17 protein-coding genes are annotated in these 16,317 nt (G+C 48.1%); all 17 read left to right on the plus strand.

Features of this window, described 5'->3' with window-relative positions:
- The first annotated feature begins 7 nt into the window (after positions 1-7).
- Positions 8-1,135, plus strand: a complete 1,128-nt coding sequence (locus BUQ98_RS02385) for a glycosyltransferase (RefSeq protein ID WP_074212328.1) — start codon at positions 8-10, stop codon at positions 1,133-1,135.
- 82 nt (positions 1,136-1,217) lie between these two features.
- Positions 1,218-2,003: a glycosyltransferase family 2 protein gene (locus BUQ98_RS02390; RefSeq protein WP_074212329.1), complete on the plus strand. Its 786-nt coding sequence runs from the start codon at positions 1,218-1,220 to the stop codon at positions 2,001-2,003.
- Between the two features lie 43 nt (positions 2,004-2,046).
- A complete protein-coding gene (locus BUQ98_RS02395) occupies positions 2,047-2,853 on the plus strand; it encodes a glycosyltransferase (protein WP_074212330.1) in 807 nt (268 codons plus the stop codon).
- Positions 2,854-2,929: 76 nt separating this feature from the next.
- On the plus strand, positions 2,930-3,904 hold the full coding sequence (locus BUQ98_RS02400; RefSeq protein WP_074212331.1) for a glycosyltransferase family 2 protein: 975 nt from the start codon (positions 2,930-2,932) through the stop codon (positions 3,902-3,904).
- 48 nt (positions 3,905-3,952) lie between these two features.
- Positions 3,953-5,527, plus strand: a complete 1,575-nt coding sequence (locus BUQ98_RS02405; RefSeq protein WP_074212332.1) for a hypothetical protein — start codon at positions 3,953-3,955, stop codon at positions 5,525-5,527.
- 344 nt (positions 5,528-5,871) lie between these two features.
- Entirely contained in the window at positions 5,872-6,957 is a 1,086-nt protein-coding gene (rfbB, locus tag BUQ98_RS02410; RefSeq protein WP_074212333.1) for a dTDP-glucose 4,6-dehydratase, read from the plus strand.
- Positions 6,954-7,859 (plus strand): dTDP-4-dehydrorhamnose reductase, encoded by a 906-nt coding sequence (gene rfbD, locus BUQ98_RS02415; protein ID WP_074212334.1) that lies wholly within the window; start codon positions 6,954-6,956, stop codon positions 7,857-7,859. The genes rfbB and rfbD overlap by 4 nt, the downstream gene beginning before the upstream one ends.
- 4 nt (positions 7,860-7,863) lie before the next feature.
- Complete coding sequence (rfbA, locus tag BUQ98_RS02420; RefSeq protein ID WP_074212335.1) at positions 7,864-8,751, plus strand: glucose-1-phosphate thymidylyltransferase RfbA; 888 nt, start codon at positions 7,864-7,866, stop codon at positions 8,749-8,751.
- Between the two features lie 27 nt (positions 8,752-8,778).
- Positions 8,779-9,333: a dTDP-4-dehydrorhamnose 3,5-epimerase gene (gene rfbC, locus BUQ98_RS02425; RefSeq protein ID WP_074212336.1), complete on the plus strand. Its 555-nt coding sequence runs from the start codon at positions 8,779-8,781 to the stop codon at positions 9,331-9,333.
- A gap of 180 nt (positions 9,334-9,513) precedes the next feature.
- The gene (locus BUQ98_RS02430; RefSeq protein WP_254813862.1) at positions 9,514-10,314 is read left to right on the plus strand and encodes an ABC transporter permease; all 801 of its coding nucleotides are present in this window, start codon (positions 9,514-9,516) and stop codon (positions 10,312-10,314) included.
- Between the two features lie 117 nt (positions 10,315-10,431).
- The gene (locus tag BUQ98_RS02435; RefSeq protein WP_074212338.1) at positions 10,432-12,102 is read left to right on the plus strand and encodes a GspE/PulE family protein; all 1,671 of its coding nucleotides are present in this window, start codon (positions 10,432-10,434) and stop codon (positions 12,100-12,102) included.
- A gap of 65 nt (positions 12,103-12,167) precedes the next feature.
- Complete coding sequence (locus BUQ98_RS02440) at positions 12,168-13,349, plus strand: type II secretion system F family protein (protein WP_074212339.1); 1,182 nt, start codon at positions 12,168-12,170, stop codon at positions 13,347-13,349.
- A gap of 84 nt (positions 13,350-13,433) precedes the next feature.
- Positions 13,434-13,844 carry a type II secretion system major pseudopilin GspG gene (gspG, locus tag BUQ98_RS02445; protein ID WP_074212340.1) on the plus strand — a complete coding sequence of 137 codons (411 nt, stop codon included), beginning with the start codon at positions 13,434-13,436 and terminating at the stop codon, positions 13,842-13,844.
- Positions 13,844-14,275 (plus strand): pilus assembly FimT family protein, encoded by a 432-nt coding sequence (locus BUQ98_RS02450; protein ID WP_074212341.1) that lies wholly within the window; start codon positions 13,844-13,846, stop codon positions 14,273-14,275. The genes gspG and BUQ98_RS02450 overlap by 1 nt, the downstream gene beginning before the upstream one ends.
- On the plus strand, positions 14,244-14,666 hold the full coding sequence (locus BUQ98_RS02455) for a type II secretion system protein (protein WP_074212342.1): 423 nt from the start codon (positions 14,244-14,246) through the stop codon (positions 14,664-14,666). Before BUQ98_RS02450 ends, BUQ98_RS02455 begins: the two co-directional genes overlap by 32 nt.
- 16 nt (positions 14,667-14,682) lie before the next feature.
- The gene (locus tag BUQ98_RS02460; RefSeq protein ID WP_074212343.1) at positions 14,683-15,390 is read left to right on the plus strand and encodes a PulJ/GspJ family protein; all 708 of its coding nucleotides are present in this window, start codon (positions 14,683-14,685) and stop codon (positions 15,388-15,390) included.
- Positions 15,387-16,316 carry a hypothetical protein gene (locus BUQ98_RS02465; protein ID WP_074212344.1) on the plus strand — a complete coding sequence of 310 codons (930 nt, stop codon included), beginning with the start codon at positions 15,387-15,389 and terminating at the stop codon, positions 16,314-16,316. The genes BUQ98_RS02460 and BUQ98_RS02465 overlap by 4 nt, the downstream gene beginning before the upstream one ends.
- Position 16,317 lies beyond the last annotated feature (1 nt).

Consider the following 16,317-nt stretch of genomic DNA (forward strand, 5'->3'; position numbering starts at 1 on the left):
GTGAACTGTGACAAGTAGAAAGTTTAAATTGGTATTGCTAGCAGGTGCTTCATCTGTCCACACTGTTCGCTGGGCGAACGGGTTGAGTAATGCTGGCCATGAAGTGCATGTTATTTCTCAGCATGCCCCTTGTGATCCCCTAGACGACGGAATTATTTTACATAAATTACCGTTTCGTGGGACATTAGGCTACTTCACCATGGTGCCTGCTGTAAAAAGGCTGCTAAAACACATTCAACCCGATATTGTTAACGCCCACTACGCGAGTGGTTATGCAACCACAGCAGCGATGGTTGGATTCAGGCCTTGGTTATTATCAGTTTGGGGTAGTGATATATATGACTTTCCAACAAAATCTATACTACATAAATGGCTTGTCCAGGCTAATCTTCATAACGCAGACAAAATCGCATCGACCAGTTACGCCATGGCCACTGAAACATATAAATATGTAAAAAAAAATAAATGTAATAGTGATTCTGTTGCAATTACACCTTTTGGTGTTGATATCGAAGATTATGAAAGCATACCTGAACTTAAAGATGAATATGCGGACGAAATAACAATTGGTACAATAAAAGGGCTAGACTCCAAATATGGAATAGATATTTTATTAAGGGCATTTTCTGGTTTAGTAAAACGATTAAAGATAGTTAATGATTGCTTTGTTCCCACAGTAAAACTGCGAATAGTCGGTGATGGCCCTCAATCTTCCGAATTGAAACAGATGGCGAATAAACTTGGTATCGGTCAAAGTGTAGAATTTGTGGGAAGAGTTTCCCACAGTGAGGTTCCGTCACAGCTTGCTCTGATTGATATTTTTATTGCACTCTCACGTAGAGAAAGCTTTGGTGTCTCGGTTTTAGAAGCGGGAGCCGCGGGACGACCTGTGATAGTGTCCGATTCAGGCGGGTTGCCAGAGGTGGTAGAGAATGACCACACGGGTATCATTGTTGGAACTGAAGATACAGAAGCTGCAACAAACGCGATGGAAAGACTGGTACTAAATCCAAGTCTGAGAAAGAAAATGGGAGTGCAAGGAAGAGCCCATGTACACAAACACTACGCTTGGCTGCAATCCATCAAAGATATGGAAGAGGTGTACCAAAACACCATTGACAGCGCAAAAGCGTAGTTCAGAGAATGGAGGCTCTGATGGATGTAGAAACTTTCATGATTATATATACTAGACACCTAGCAAAAAACTGCGACGAACTATGACTTATCCTTTGGTATCTATCATTACGCCACTCTATAACTGTGAGTCGCACATCCATGACACCGTGCTATCTGTCATCAAACAAACCTACCCACACTGGGAACTGTTACTCGTTGATGATTGCTCAACGGATAGCTCGTTAACGATCGCCCTGCAGTATGCGAACGATGATCCGCGAATACGAGTGATTAGAATGACCACGAACAGTGGTGCGGCGGTGGCGCGTAACGCTGCCATAAAAGAAGCGGAAGGGCAGTTTATCGCGTTTTTAGACAGCGATGATCTATGGCTCCCCCATAAACTTGAGAAGCAGCTCGACTTTATGCACCAAAAAAACTGTGCACTCAGCTTCTCTGCGTATCAAAAAATTGATGAACGCGGGAAAGACTTGGGTGTAGTGGGGGTCCCCGAGACAGTCTCACATCAGGAGTTACTCAAAACCTGTGTTATTGGCTGTTTAACGGCCATGTACGATAGCCAAAAAATCGGCAAAGTGTATATGCCTCTGATCAGAAAACGCCAAGATTTCGGCTTATGGTTAAGCATTCTCAAAAAAATTGATATAGCATACGGCATCTCAGAGCCACTGGCCCAATACCGGGTAAGACGAGATTCTATCTCCGCCAACAAGCTAAAAGCGGCGCAGTACACCTGGCATCTTTTTCGTCACGTCGAACAGCTCAGTCTGATAAAAAGTGTGTACTATTTTATACACTACGCATGCAGAGGCGTATTGCGAACAAAGTTTCCGCGGCTCGCACGATCATTAAATGTTTTGCATTAACAGTGTTGCATCCACAAGCCTAACTACCACAACAAGGTTAACAATGAGACTCATTATCTCGACAGTATCCCACAATCACAGTGATATGATTATCGCGATAGATTCATTACGCCAAGCAAGCCAGATGGACAATGTTCTTGTTATCTGTCGGGATAATGTCGGTCAGAAAATGCTTAACCAATACTGTCAACAAAGCGGCATCACCTACATTGTCAATAGCGACAAAAAAGGCTTTGCAGCCAACAATAACTTAAATTATCTCCATTATATGAGTACGTTAGAGCCACAACCGGATGACTACTTTTTATTGCTCAACCCTGATGTACAAATCACCACAGAAGCGTTAGAAAACTTGCGTCAGTTTATTATTGCCAGTGGTAACGAGATGGTCGCGGGTAACCTATACCTTGATGCAGAAGAACATGTAGAAGATGACAACATCCGTCGCTTCCCCAAACTATGGTCTTTCATCTCTGCGTATGCGTTGAATGATAGGTCCACCGTTATCCGTAAAGCAGATATTCCCAACGTTCAATCGCCATTGTGGGCAAGCGGAGCCTTGATTGCTGTTAAAGCCGCGGTGTACCAGCAACTCGGAGGGTTAGATGAAAAATATTACATGTATTGTGAAGATATCGACTTCTGCTATCGCGCTTACCAGGCGGGCTATAAAATTGCATTTTCCGAACAGACCAAAGCCATTCACTGGCGTCAGCGTGCCAGTAGAAAACTACTCAGTCGCTACTTTTTTTGGCATGCATTCAGTGCGCTGCGTTTTTGCCTAGCACGCAAAAAAATACGCTCCAAGCAATCGCAATTGTACCAAGCGAATAGCCTAAACCTGACTTAATGTGACGATAGCGATCGCCTAAAACGACGATATTCCAAATGATTTTCCGCCCCTCAGCCAACGTGTAGTAAAGAACGTGAACAACACTAACGATAAAAAACCCGCTTTAAACGTTCCCGATAAACCGATTGATATTGTCTTAGCCGCCTATAACGGACAAGACTACATTCAGGCGCAAATTCAATCCATTCAGCGTAATCATGGCTACAGTCACCTCGTTCGGAAGTTGATCGTTGTGGATGATGGCTCAACCGATCACACGCTCGCAATCATTCAAACCTTAGCCGCCAATGATAATAAAATTGAGCTTCATCAACCGGCCCAGGAAAAGGTCGGGCCCAGCCAAAATTTTGCCCGAGGGTTAGCACTGACTTCGGCACCTTATGTGATGTTGAGCGATCAAGATGATGTCTGGTTACCGGATAAAATTGTAACTAGTTATCAATACATCAAGGCGTTAAATCCAGCGCAGCCACTCCTTGTATACTCTGACCTCTCGATCGTGGACTCACAGCTCAACGTAATCAACGACTCCTACTTTGCCTACAAGAAAATCCCTTTAAACTGGGGGAATACATTTAGTCAGTTATTGCAGCAAAATACCGTATCGGGATGTACCGCGATCGTTAACCGTCTTTTAATTGATAAAGCGTTACCCATTCCGGAAGCGGCTTATATGCATGATTGGTGGTTAGCGCTGGTTGCCAAACAATTCGGCACCCTCAAGTTAATTGAACGCCCCTTGATGCAATATCGTCAACACACCAATAATAGCATTGGGGCCAAACCTCATCGCTTAGTAAAAATTCGCCAACATTATCAAGACTTTTGTCTCAGCATGGACAAGATGGTGGCGCAAGCCAATGCATTTAAAGCCTACTTTAGTCATCAGGTCGACCCCAATGCCCTCAACCGGTTGACTCTGATCAGCGACCTCAAACATCTATCCCGAAAGCAACGATTGAAAGCATGGATCAGTAAAAAATTGAACCGCAGTCACGTTAAAGCTCGCATTGTGTTACTTGCCTACTTGCTATTCACTTGTAAGTAAGTCACATTTTGCGCTAAGCGATCAAGAAACCAAGTAATTGAGATCATCATGGATAAACGACTATACCTTTCTTTACTCTTACCATTAGCCTTCACAGGATGTGGAGGCGGCAGCGATAGTGGTGGTGGCTCTAAGCCCACCCCAAAATACAATATCGACTTTGCTAGCTTTTACATAACAAAAGCTGACCAATCATGTTCAATCTATGATGAAAAGATTTACTATGAAGAGGTTGACCCTTCCGATCCTAACTACGACCCGGATGCTGAGCCTGAAGTTGATTATCGTGAGCGAGTGCACGCCAGAAAAATTAGGTATCCTCGCTTTCGTGTAACAATTCATGGGGCCGATGGCACAGCGATCAAAACTTACACACTTGATGACGACGAGTGGTCAAGCAAAGGAACCCTTAAAATTAAAAAGAGTAAAGTGCCAAGCGACGGATATTTAACGATATATGAGTTTGATAACCAGGGCGGGTATGTCAACAGTATTTCCTATCAAAAACCACTGCTTTCGACTAACATGCGCTTTAGTGACTTTAAGCCTAATAACGGCGTTGGAAGCTGCATCACATCTGGCTCTAATGGCCCGACGTTGAAAGATAGAGATCAAACACTTGAAGACGGTGGTGACTCGAGTGGACAGGTGTTCGGTATCAACACCCGCGACCAGAATTTTTGGGCGACGTCACCTATCAATGTTGAAGCGGAGCTTGACAGCGAACAGATTATGGCAGCGCGTTATGAGCGCTTAGCCTCGGATACCAAAGAAAACGTCAATGAGACTATCCAGCAAGACAAGTATCGCCAAATCAATGCCTTCAAACTGTTTAAGCGTGGCAGTATTAGCAATAAGCCGCTTGAAATGAATGAAATTGGTGATGATTCCCGCGATGACTATAACTTTTGGTATCCACCATTAGCGGGAGCGGGTTCACTAGAAAATACTAAACTATACGTTAAGAAGGGTGGAGAGCCACTCTTTTGGCAGGTGCTACCTAACAATAGCGATGGCGTTTATGGGTATGCACACGACATTGGCAACCGTAACTACTATCTAAATGGACAAGGCACTCTCAATAATTGGGGATTGACCTTTACCGAGCAGCCGGAAGATGTAGACACGGGCATTGACTATGCTAATGCGTTATTGAATATTGACACGCCTAACCGCTTGGCTGCCACACAGGTGATAAGCTGCGGCACCAGTGAGACAGGCGCATGCTTGCAAGGATACATCAGTGGTGGTGAGCAAAGTTGGGACACGCAACGTAGCTTTATACGACTTGAAGACGGGTCGGGTCGGGAAATTCGCCAAGTCATTTATTCCAAACCTCAAGCCATGTTACCGCTATTGTCCTTTACCGGCTTTAATGATCTCTACATGAATAGCAACTTGAGTAAAGCCAAGCTCTCGTTACTATCAGCCGATAAAGAGGACGCGTTAGAGGCGATCATTAACAACAACATTGATGTAAGAGGTGTGGCGAGAGAAACGTCGGAGGCGCTCAACAACCCCGACAACGACGGTATGGCATTGCTTAACACCGAATACGAGCGCAAACAAGCGCAGACACAGCTAAGAGTACAGTCACACAAAGTGATTAGCGCCACCAACTAATCCCCTCTCTGCGTTGCTAAGCTGCCCCTCCCCGTAAACGACGCGGGGAGGGGCGCTTTTATGATAAGGTGATGGTCTTAGTGAATACAGTTAACGATCGCGTTGATACCAGTAATGATCGCCTTAATACCGTTAATCCGCGGGCAAAGTCAGGCAATTTAACGCGCATTGCTCGATTTCATCACCATGACTCGGTATTATCGTCGCCATCAAAACACAGCGATCGCCCTAGGGCGACCACACAGCAAAAAACGCAGTCTCGTCAACCAACGTTGTGTTAAACACTCGGCGCCTGATGACATCGACAGCCAGACTGCGAACGTGAAAATAAGCAAGGAAACACTGTGAAAATATTGATTACCGGTGGGGCGGGCTTTATCGGCTCAGCACTGATCCGCCACATTATTGCTGAAACCAACTATGAAGTGGTTAACCTCGATAAGCTTACTTACGCAGGCAATCTGGCCTCAGTTGAAGAGGTTGCCTCCTCATCACGTTACTGCTTTGAAAAAGTCGACATTTGCGATCGTGCTGAGCTAAAGCGCGTATTCGAAACGCATCAACCGGACGCGGTGATGCATTTAGCGGCCGAAAGCCATGTTGATCGTTCAATCGATGGCCCTTCCGCCTTTATTGAAACCAATATTATAGGCACTTACACACTGGTTGATGTAGTAAAAGACTATTGGCAAGGTCTGCCGACAGAGCGTCAACGGGGATTTAGGTTTCACCATATTTCTACTGATGAAGTATATGGCGATTTGCCGCACCCGAGTGAGCATCGTCAAGGTAAGCTGCCCATGTTCACCGAAACAACGGCCTACAAGCCCAGCAGCCCTTATTCTGCATCCAAGGCGTCCAGTGACCACCTTGTCACCGCGTGGTCGAGAACTTATGGTTTACCCACTCTGATTACCAACTGCTCGAACAACTACGGCCCGTATCACTTTCCAGAAAAGCTAATCCCGCTGGTGATACTTAACGCTATTAACGGCAAGCCGATCCCCGTTTACGGCTTGGGGGATCAAATTCGCGACTGGCTCTATGTCACAGACCATGCGAGAGCACTGCTCAATGTTGTAGAAAGCGGTGAGCCTGGTGAGACTTATAATATTGGTGGGCACAATGAAAAAACCAATCTTGAAGTCGTTGAAACCATTTGCGATCTGCTTGATACCTTGCGCCCCCAAAACACGCCATACCGCGAGCAAATTACCTTTGTTAACGATCGGCCAGGCCATGATCGCCGCTATGCGATTGATGCCAGCAAGATCGAAAGAGAGCTGGGTTGGCGTCCCCAAGAGACCTTCCAATCCGGTATTGAAAAAACGGTGCGCTGGTATCTTAACAACCAAGCGTGGGTCGAAGCGATTCAATCGGGCGAGTATCGCCAGTGGGTCGAAAAGCAATATGGGAACCAAGCGTCGTGAGAATATTACTGTTTGGTGTCGATGGACAAGTAGGATGGGAACTACAACGATCTCTTAGCTACTTAGGTGAGCTTTTTTGCGTGGGGCGCAATCACCCTGAATATGAAGGAGATTTTCTTGATCCTAACGGCCTCGTGCGCACTGTTGAAGCGGTTAAACCCGATGTGATCGTCAATGCGGCGGCTTATACGGCAGTAGATAAAGCGGAAACCGATCAAGATACCGCATTTCAAATCAACACCCACAGCGTGCTGGCATTAGCAAAAGCAGCCGAGCGACACCGGGCGTGGCTTATTCACTACTCGACCGATTACGTCTATGACGGCGCCGGCGACACGGCGCGTGACGAAGCCACCCCGACATCACCCATTAACGTATACGGTGAAAGCAAGCAACTGTCAGAGCAGATGATCCAACGTCACTGCTCGCGGTATCTCATCTTCCGTACCAGCTGGGTATATGCCAGCCGGGGCAATAACTTTGCCAATACCATGCTAACGTTAGCCAAATCGCGCCGAGAACTGAGTGTGGTCGACGACCAAATAGGGGCGCCAACCAGCGCCGAGTTGCTTGCCGACTGCACCGCCCACGCGATCAAAAAAGCGTACAGCTTATCGCATTCGGGCAGTGAAGAATGGGTCGTTGGGGTTTATCACCTGGTGGCTAAATCGTTCACCAGCTGGTACCACTACGCCAACTTCGTCTTTGACGTTGCGCGCAAACAAGGTATGGAACTGATGGTTGAAACCGTCGAACCCGTACCGAGCTCTCACTACCCGACACCCGCTGCGCGCCCCCATAATTCTCGACTGGATGTGTCGAAATTTGAACAAAGTTTTGGTTTAACCTTGCCCACATGGCAGTGCGGGGTTGAGCGAATGATAAAAGAAATGATTGAATAACTGTATGAATACACCAAAAAAACGTCGAGGAATCATCCTCGCGGGCGGGTCAGGCACCCGCCTTTATCCAGTGACGCTTGCTGTGAGCAAGCAACTGCTGCCGATTTACGACAAGCCGATGATTTATTATCCGCTAAGCACCTTAATGCTGGCGGGGATTGATGAAATCTTAGTGATCAGCACCCCACAAGATACGCCCAGGTTCGAGCAATTGCTCGGCGACGGCAGCCAGTGGGGCATTAAGCTTGAATACGCGGTACAAGCATCGCCCGACGGCTTAGCGCAAGCGCTGATTATTGCCGAAGACTTTCTCGATGGCGCGCCCAGTGCACTGATCTTAGGCGATAACATCTTCTACGGACACTCACTACAAACACTGTTAGACTCCGCCAATCACAAAACCGACGGTGCGACAGTTTTTGCTTACCACGTGCACGATCCAGAGCGCTATGGTGTGGTTGCGTTTGATCAAGCCGGTACCGCCCGTTCACTGGAAGAAAAGCCAGCAACACCACAAAGTAATTATGCCGTGACTGGCTTGTACTTCTATGATGAGCAAGCGGTAGCGCGCGCCAAACAGCTGACACCGTCACACCGCGGCGAACTCGAAATCACCGACTTAAATCGCGTCTATCTTGACAATGATGAACTCTCCGTTGCACGTATGGGGCGCGGTTACGCCTGGCTAGACACCGGTACCCACGAAAGCTTGATTGAAGCGTCAAACTTTATTCAAACCATCGAGCATCGCCAAGGGTTAAAAGTTGCCTGTCCAGAAGAAATTGCCTATCGCAAAGGCTTTATCAATGCCGAGCAGCTTAAACGTTGTGCAACACCATTAGCCAAAAACGGCTACGGTCAATACTTGCTTAAACTATTAGAAGGCGAATAGCGTCGCGTTGACAAATTTGGAGCCATCATGAACGTTCTACCCACCAACATTGCTGATGTCTATATTATTGAACCAAAGGTATTTGGCGATGAGCGAGGCTTTTTCTTCGAAAGCTTCAACCAGCAACAATTCGAGCAAGCGATTGGTCAGTCGGTCAACTTTGTGCAAGACAACCACTCGCGCTCGACCCAAAATGTCGTGCGTGGGCTGCATTTTCAAACGCAACAAGCCCAAGGCAAGTTAGTCCGTTGTGCGCTCGGCACAGTGTTAGATGTCGCCGTAGACATACGTCCTGACTCGCCCACGTTTGGTGAAGTGGTCACTGTTGAACTCAGTGCCGACAACAAACGCCAGTTATGGGTCGCTGCTGGCCTCGCGCACGGGTTCAGTGTGCTTTCCGATGTGGCAGAGTTTCTATACAAAACCACCGACTACTACGCACCGCAATATGAAGCGGCCATTCGCTGGGACGATCCTGAACTTGGGATTGACTGGCGCCTGCCAGGCGAGGCAAAGCTGTCCGCCAAAGACCAACAAGCCATCAGCTTTGCTGAGTTTAAAGCGCAGATCGCCCGTGGCTAACCGCGCACTCGCCGCGTGAAACACACCCATCGTTGCCATCATTCCCCTCGGCGCGGTGGGTGCCGCGCGCAAAAAAGCACCAACAGACGCGTGGCCGTGCGCGATCTGGTTGCCAGCTGCGCAACAATAGGGTAAAAACAGCCCATTGTTTAATCCCATCATCGACGCCCGCTGGGCATCATGGCAGTTATTATCATGCTACCGTCAAAAGACAACATACAGCTATTTAAAACCATGGTAAGGCGCGAAGTGAAATCGCGTTATCAAGGCACCCTGCTTGGTTTTTTTTGGAACCTTGTCACCCCACTGCTCATGTTAGCGATTTATTCAACCGTCTTTTTAGTGGTTTTTGAAGCGAAATGGCACCTTGAGGGCGCCCAAACCGCTGATTACGGCCTCATGCTCTTTATTGGCATTTTAACCCACGGCTTTATGGCCGAAGTCCTGACCGCATCCAGTGGCATTATTCGTAACAACAGCAACCTAGTAAAAAAAGTGCGTTTCCCAGTTGCTATGTTACCGATGATCTCCGTGTGTAGTGCCGGGGTCAATTACCTCTTTGGCCTATTACTCGCCTTTGCCTATGCTGGGGTCAACCACTACCTGCAAAACCCTTTGATGATTCTCTACTTGCCGTTAGTGCTCGTGGTGTATTTAACCACCCTGACCGCGATAGCCTACTTAGTGGCCTCGCTGGGATTATACATTCGCGATATCGTCCAAATGATGCCGGTATTGATCACCGCGTTACTGTTTACCAGCACCGTTTTCTTCTCGGCACAGTCGGCCCCCGATATGCTCGCCAAAATACTGTATTTTAACCCGATTAGCCCCGTCGCCGATGCCATCCGCGATATTGTTTATGGCAAGCCGCCACAACTGGGGCAACTCGCGGTTTTGTTTATTGTCAGCTGTCTCGCATTTGTCGCCAGTTACAGCTTATTTCGCCGTTTACGGCCAAACTTTGCCGATGTGCTATGAGTATTCAGGAGCGTGCGTAATCGCCCATGCATTCTATCCATTAAAGCAGTACAGAAACGCTGCCACATAGTGTAAGCTGCCACGTTGCACCAAGACCAATACCAATACGGGGACACCATGTTTTTAGGTGAGCGATTAAAACAAAAACAACTCATCACGGATGACGACATAGAGCAAATCCTCGCTATTCAACAGCAGTCATCCATGGGTCAGCGTCAACGGTTTGGCGAATTATGCATTTCCCACGGCCTGTGTTCAGAGCAAGATGTATTAATTGCCCTGCATGAACAACTTGAATTACCGATGATGGCCGACGTGCTCAGCCAATATTTTGGTGATGATTTACCCGGCAACGAACTGGCACTGTCACTGTTCCAGGCCCAATGGTGGCAACAGCGCCAAGCGTTTCCTCTTCATCGTGACGGTGACCAAATTTTAGTAGCCCAAGCCGATATTTGGGACGACTTTGTCTTTGAAGCATTGCTGCACCAACACCAGCTCCAAGCCACGCCAGTGCTGTGTTCTAACTACGAATTGCGGCAGCTTATTTCCGGATTTGATGCTGAACGTCAAGCCGGCAATGCCCTGATTGAACAAGAAAGTAGCGCCGCGCCCGTGGTTAAATTTGTTAACGAATGTATCCAGCGTGCGATCAAAGAGAACGCCTCAGACATTCACTTTGAAGTGAACAAACAGCAGTTTTTTGTGCGCTACCGCGTCGATGGCGTACTGCGCACCGTTGACCAACCCGGCATGGCCCAACATGCCGCGATTCTCTCGCGTATTAAGCTAATGGCCGGGCTCGATATTTCAGAAAAGCGCCTCCCGCAGGATGGCCGCATTCGCGTCAGGTTATCAGGCCAGCAAGTGGACATTCGTGTCGCCACAACACCCACGGTTTATGGTGAAAATGCTGTATTGCGTTTGCTCGCCAACGAGAACACCCACAAACCCGAGGAGAAACAAAAAACCCTCGACATGTTGCCGGATCAAAAAGCCATTATTGAGGAAATCTTGCACAAAAAAACCGGGATATTCTTAGTCACCGGCCCAACGGGTAGTGGTAAAACTACCTCGCTATACACCTTGTTAGGGCGCGTGAATGATGATCAAACCAAAATCATCACCGTTGAAGACCCCGTCGAATACCAAATGAAAGGCTTGACCCAAATTCAAGTTAATGCTGATATTGGCTTAACCTTTGCCAGCGTATTGCGCTCGGCACTGCGCCAAGACCCCGACATCATGCTGATTGGTGAAATGCGTGATAAAGAAACCGCACAAATCGCAGTACAATCGGCATTAACCGGCCACTTTGTACTGTCTACCTTGCACACCAATGATGCACCCAGCAGCTTTATTCGTCTAAAAGACATCGGCATTCCTGACTATTTGATCAAATCCACCATCGTGGGGGTCATGGCACAACGCCTCGTCCGTAAACTTTGTCCCCATTGCAAACGGCCGGATCCTAACGGCGACCAGGCTGCGCACCAAGTCGGCTTTGCCGACGTGCAGCAAAACTGGGGTGCCTTACTCCCCGCCGATATTCAGTGGTACAAAGCGAGCCCAGAGGGCTGTGAGCACTGCAACAGCACCGGCTATCATGGCCGCTTAGCCATTTTTGAACTCTTAGGCTGGTCAGATGCCGAAACCGCAGAGCTCGACATGCGCCAGCTGCAAGCGGTGGCACGAGAACAAAATATGCGCTCGCTGCGTCAAGATGCTCTAATGCGCGCGGCACGTGGCGAAACCACCCTTGAAGAAGTACTACGCGTGGTGGGCTAATCGGCGACCTTGCAACGTAACCATGGACACGATCATCAACGCGAAACGAAAACGCGAGAACCAGAATGAAGCAGTTTAAATACGTGGCACGGCGTAAAGATGGCACCCTGATAGACGGATGGATCCGCGCTGAAAACGATCTCCAGGCCAAGCGCCAGCTGCAACAACAGCAACGCCAAGTGGTGATGCTGAACGAACAGCGTGATGTGAAAAGCAAGCGGATAAGTAGGGAAACGCTTATTACGACGCTGCGCGAACTGGCGACGTTACGCCAAAGTGGCATGCCGCTTGACCAATGTATGCAATCACTACAAGAAAACGTCGGCGACAAACACATGGGCGCGGCGCTAAAACGCCTGTATTACGACATTGAATCGGGTGCCAGCTTGTCAGAGGCGATTGCGGCCCAGCCTGATGTCTTCCCTTTTTATGTCGCCTCCATGTTGCGGTTGGGCGAGGCTAGTGGCCAACTGGGTGAAGCGCTATTCAGTGTCTCAGAGCGTATTGAGCGTGAAGAACAATTGGTCAGTGAAATAAAATCGGCGCTCACCTATCCCGCGTTTTTGTTAGTGGTGTGCGTGGTAGTGATTTTCTTTATGTTTCTTTATGTGATCCCCAACTTTGAGACCATGGTACAAGGCAATGGTGACGCCGGCGCGCTTGGCACCTTGCTTAATATCTCGGCCTTTTTTAATGATAACCTCATGCTCATTAGTGCGGCGGTCGCGGCAGCCGTGGGGGGGCTCTATTACGGTGCTGTGTATGGACACTTAAAAGACACCGTATTGCAAGGACTCTCTACCATTCCTTTGTTCGGTAACCTCATTGATGCATGGAACATCGTACAGTTTTCCAGTAGCATGCAAAAGCTTTTGCAGGCGGGCGTTGAGTTGGTGGAGTCGGTAGAGATCACCTTAAACAGCCTATCTGATGCACGTCTTCGCAAGCGGCTACAGCACGTGGTTTTACGGGTGCGAGAAGGCCGTGGTCTCGCTGAATCCTTAGCCGAATACGGGCTATTTTCTCCGATGGTGATTCGGTTGATCCAAACCGGTGAGGCTGGTGCATCATTAGTGCCTTGCTTTAAAGAGATCAACGCCCTTTACGAGCGTCGTCTCTCAAAGGGTTTAAAACAAATTTTAACCATTCTTGAGCCCTTGGTGATTGTGATCATGGGTGGCATTGTCGGCAGCATCATGATTGTATTGATTTCCGGCATTATTTCAGTCAATAACATTAGTTTATAATCGCGGTGCGCGCTGTCAAACGCACGAAACAGCCCAAGCGGTGATAACAAGGCTAAGCGGTTACAACAAGAGTAAGAGGACAAAATGAACAAACGTAAACAACAGGGTTTTACCCTCATCGAGCTACTTGTGGTACTCGTGTTGATTTCATTACTGGCCGGCCTCGTTGGCCCCAAACTGTTTAACCAAGTGGGCTCATCCAAAACCAAAGTGGCGGGCGCGCAAATTGAGCTACTATCATCGGCACTGAAAACCTATCGTCTCGACATGGGCCAATACCCGTCTACTGAGCAAGGCCTAAACGCGTTAATGGACAACCCCGGCGACAGCGCCATGTGGAACGGCCCCTACTTAGCCAAAGACTTACCGCTTGACCCGTGGAACCAGCCTTATCATTACAAACTCAAGCCCAACTATGAGTTTGCGCTGTACACCCTAGGCCGTGATAACCAAGAAGGCGGTGAGGGCGAAGATCAAGACGTAGGCGTGAAGTAATGCGCGCACGCGAGTGCCACCCCCCACACACCGCGCGGCTATCGCGCGGTTTTACCATGGTAGAGATGTTAGTCGTGATTGCCCTGATGGCGGCGGTATCGACCATGGTGGTGCCGAACATGTGGGGGCAATATCAGCGCTTTCAGCAAACCGAGCAAATCGAGCGCTTTTGGCAAGCCATTAACCAGCGCACCAGCGAAGTCCGCAACCAAGGAACCACGTTAATTGTTGATGCGGAGCAACCTGAATGGCAAGCTTTAGCCGCCAAACATCAACTGACACTAGTCGCCAGTGATCGGATCATTATTCGCAGTGATGGTTTTATCAAAGGTGGCGCGTTAAACCTGGCCATTAAAAATGACCAAAAAGATAAATGGACGCTACGTGTCAGCACCCCCGATGGAGACGTTAACATTGTACCTCGCCGCTAACAAAACGCGTCAATCCCGCGGCTTTACCCTGATTGAAGTGGTGGTTGCTCTCGCTATTCTTACCGCTGGCTTCAGTGTGATCTTTAAGCTGTTTCAGCAATCGGGGATCACCGCCACCCGTGTGGTCGCGACCCAACAGCAAGTCAATGCAGAGCAATCAGTATTCAGTGCGCTTAAAGCCATCAACCCGGCTGAAACCAGTAGCGGACGAGATCAAGCGGGCGATGTCAGCTATCAATGGCAATCAAACCCCATATCACCATTACTACAAACAAGAAGCAGTGATGGTACAAGCCCTTATTATGTGCAGCTCTATAAGGTCACGGTAGAGTATCAGCTCAATAACCAAACGAATGCGTTTTCTTTTGAGCAACTTGGCTGGAGTGAATAATGAGGGGAGCAGTAAGATGAAAAAAAATAACAACGCGGCGCTTGGATTCACCCTAATTGAAGTACTTATCGCGCTTGCTGTTTTTTCATCAGTGATTTCCCTCGTGATGTTTGGGCTGGATCAAGGTCGGTTACAATGGTCCAAATCGACGGAGAGGGCAAATACCTACCAAGAGTTGCAATTGAGAAAGCAATGGCTTAGCCAGCTTTTTAATCAAGCAAATGCAAGTATGTTCAAGCAAGGTTACGGGAGTGAAACAGCATTCTTTTATGGCGATCAAAAAAGAGTCAAGTTTCTAAGCAACGCCCCCATCATAGATGGCCCAGGATCCTATGCGACTGTTGAACTCACAGTTGAAGAGAAAGATAACCAAAAGGCATTATTATTTCAGCAGTGGGCTTACACAGACCCGTATCTCACGCAAACAGCGGAGGCGCAATCATCACAAAGCTTGGTATTGTTAGATAATATCAGCGATGTTCAGTGGCAGTATTACCTTTCAGCACGCACTGAGCCAACATCGATGGAAATTCGATTTGGTGGCTTTAGGTCACGCCCTGAAGGGTTTTGGAGTGATCAGCCATATGACGCTGATTATGAACAAGTTATTCCCCCTATGGTTCGTTTGAGTTTTCGCTGGCAGGGGAGCGCCTATCAATGGCAGTTTTATTTGCCAATGAAATCAGAAGCATACAACCAGGGTGATAGTCTAGAGGTAAAATGAGTATTACGTTCAAGAAACAGAGAGGCGTAGTGTTACCCCTGACATTGATTATTCTTGCTGTCCTTACTGCGATGGCGAGTATTGTTATCCTGCGCAGTGATCGGAGTATCGAGCAAGCAACATATGTCCGAGACAAGTGGCATGCTCGCCTAGATATTCATAATGCGGAACAGCGTCTTTTCTTTGCTATGTATGGTGGCGAAAGCCAATCTGGCGGTTTCCAATTGGGCGAGACACTGTTACGCACTGATAGCGCACCAACAAGATTGTCAAATAACGTTTGGGTCTCATTGCAAGATGCAGACGGATTGGTCGGCCTAACTTTTGTAGATAAAGATCGGCTCTCAAAAGTTATGAGGCATTTTTATCCTGAGCCCCAGGCGAGCAACATTGTTAGCCGCATCATCGCTTGGCAGAGTACAACAGGGACGACGCTAACAGCAACTGAGGGGCCAGAGCCACGCTATGATCTGTTTCGTAGTCTTGACGAGCTGATGCTTATACCCGGTATTAGCGCAGAGGACTTTAATGGATCCTGGACGATGAAAGGCGAGAACCGACTCACTAACTGCTGCCAATTTGGCCTGAGAGATCTCGTGTCCATTCGCGCCCGAACCAGCCCGAATTTAATCGCGATGCCGCATGTGTTACTAAAGATTTTATATGGACTCAATGATGCAACGCTCGCGCGATTATCGCGCCTAAAGCGTGATGCAAACTGGCGAGGGGTGGCTTCATCATTGCGAAATATGGGAGTCCCGTTTACGTCCGACAGCCAGTTCCCAGGTAAAGAATACATTGTTAGATATCAGTCTGGCGATATTCGGGCGAGAGGTCGTTATGAAATTCTGCCTTATCAGTTTCCGCCCAAGCGCATGACGTGGTACTTTCCCGATCAGTATCGCTATTTTGACTCTCGAGATTAAT

It is taken from the genome of Salinivibrio sp. ES.052, assembly GCF_900141775.1.
Classification (GTDB): domain Bacteria; phylum Pseudomonadota; class Gammaproteobacteria; order Enterobacterales; family Vibrionaceae; genus Salinivibrio.

Coding starts and splice junctions, on each gene's coding strand:
- rfbC (WP_074212336.1), top strand. CDS start 8,779: ATGAACGTTCTACCCACCAACATTGCTGATGTCTATATTATTGAACCA.
- BUQ98_RS02390 (WP_074212329.1), top strand. CDS start 1,218: ATGACTTATCCTTTGGTATCTATCATTACGCCACTCTATAACTGTGAG.
- BUQ98_RS02395 (WP_074212330.1), top strand. CDS start 2,047: ATGAGACTCATTATCTCGACAGTATCCCACAATCACAGTGATATGATT.
- rfbA (WP_074212335.1), top strand. CDS start 7,864: ATGAATACACCAAAAAAACGTCGAGGAATCATCCTCGCGGGCGGGTCA.
- BUQ98_RS02465 (WP_074212344.1), top strand. CDS start 15,387: ATGAGTATTACGTTCAAGAAACAGAGAGGCGTAGTGTTACCCCTGACA.
- BUQ98_RS02440 (WP_074212339.1), top strand. CDS start 12,168: ATGAAGCAGTTTAAATACGTGGCACGGCGTAAAGATGGCACCCTGATA.
- BUQ98_RS02450 (WP_074212341.1), top strand. CDS start 13,844: ATGCGCGCACGCGAGTGCCACCCCCCACACACCGCGCGGCTATCGCGC.
- BUQ98_RS02460 (WP_074212343.1), top strand. CDS start 14,683: ATGAAAAAAAATAACAACGCGGCGCTTGGATTCACCCTAATTGAAGTA.
- BUQ98_RS02430 (WP_254813862.1), top strand. CDS start 9,514: ATGGCAGTTATTATCATGCTACCGTCAAAAGACAACATACAGCTATTT.
- BUQ98_RS02405 (WP_074212332.1), top strand. CDS start 3,953: ATGGATAAACGACTATACCTTTCTTTACTCTTACCATTAGCCTTCACA.
- BUQ98_RS02455 (WP_074212342.1), top strand. CDS start 14,244: ATGGAGACGTTAACATTGTACCTCGCCGCTAACAAAACGCGTCAATCC.
- gspG (WP_074212340.1), top strand. CDS start 13,434: ATGAACAAACGTAAACAACAGGGTTTTACCCTCATCGAGCTACTTGTG.
- BUQ98_RS02435 (WP_074212338.1), top strand. CDS start 10,432: ATGTTTTTAGGTGAGCGATTAAAACAAAAACAACTCATCACGGATGAC.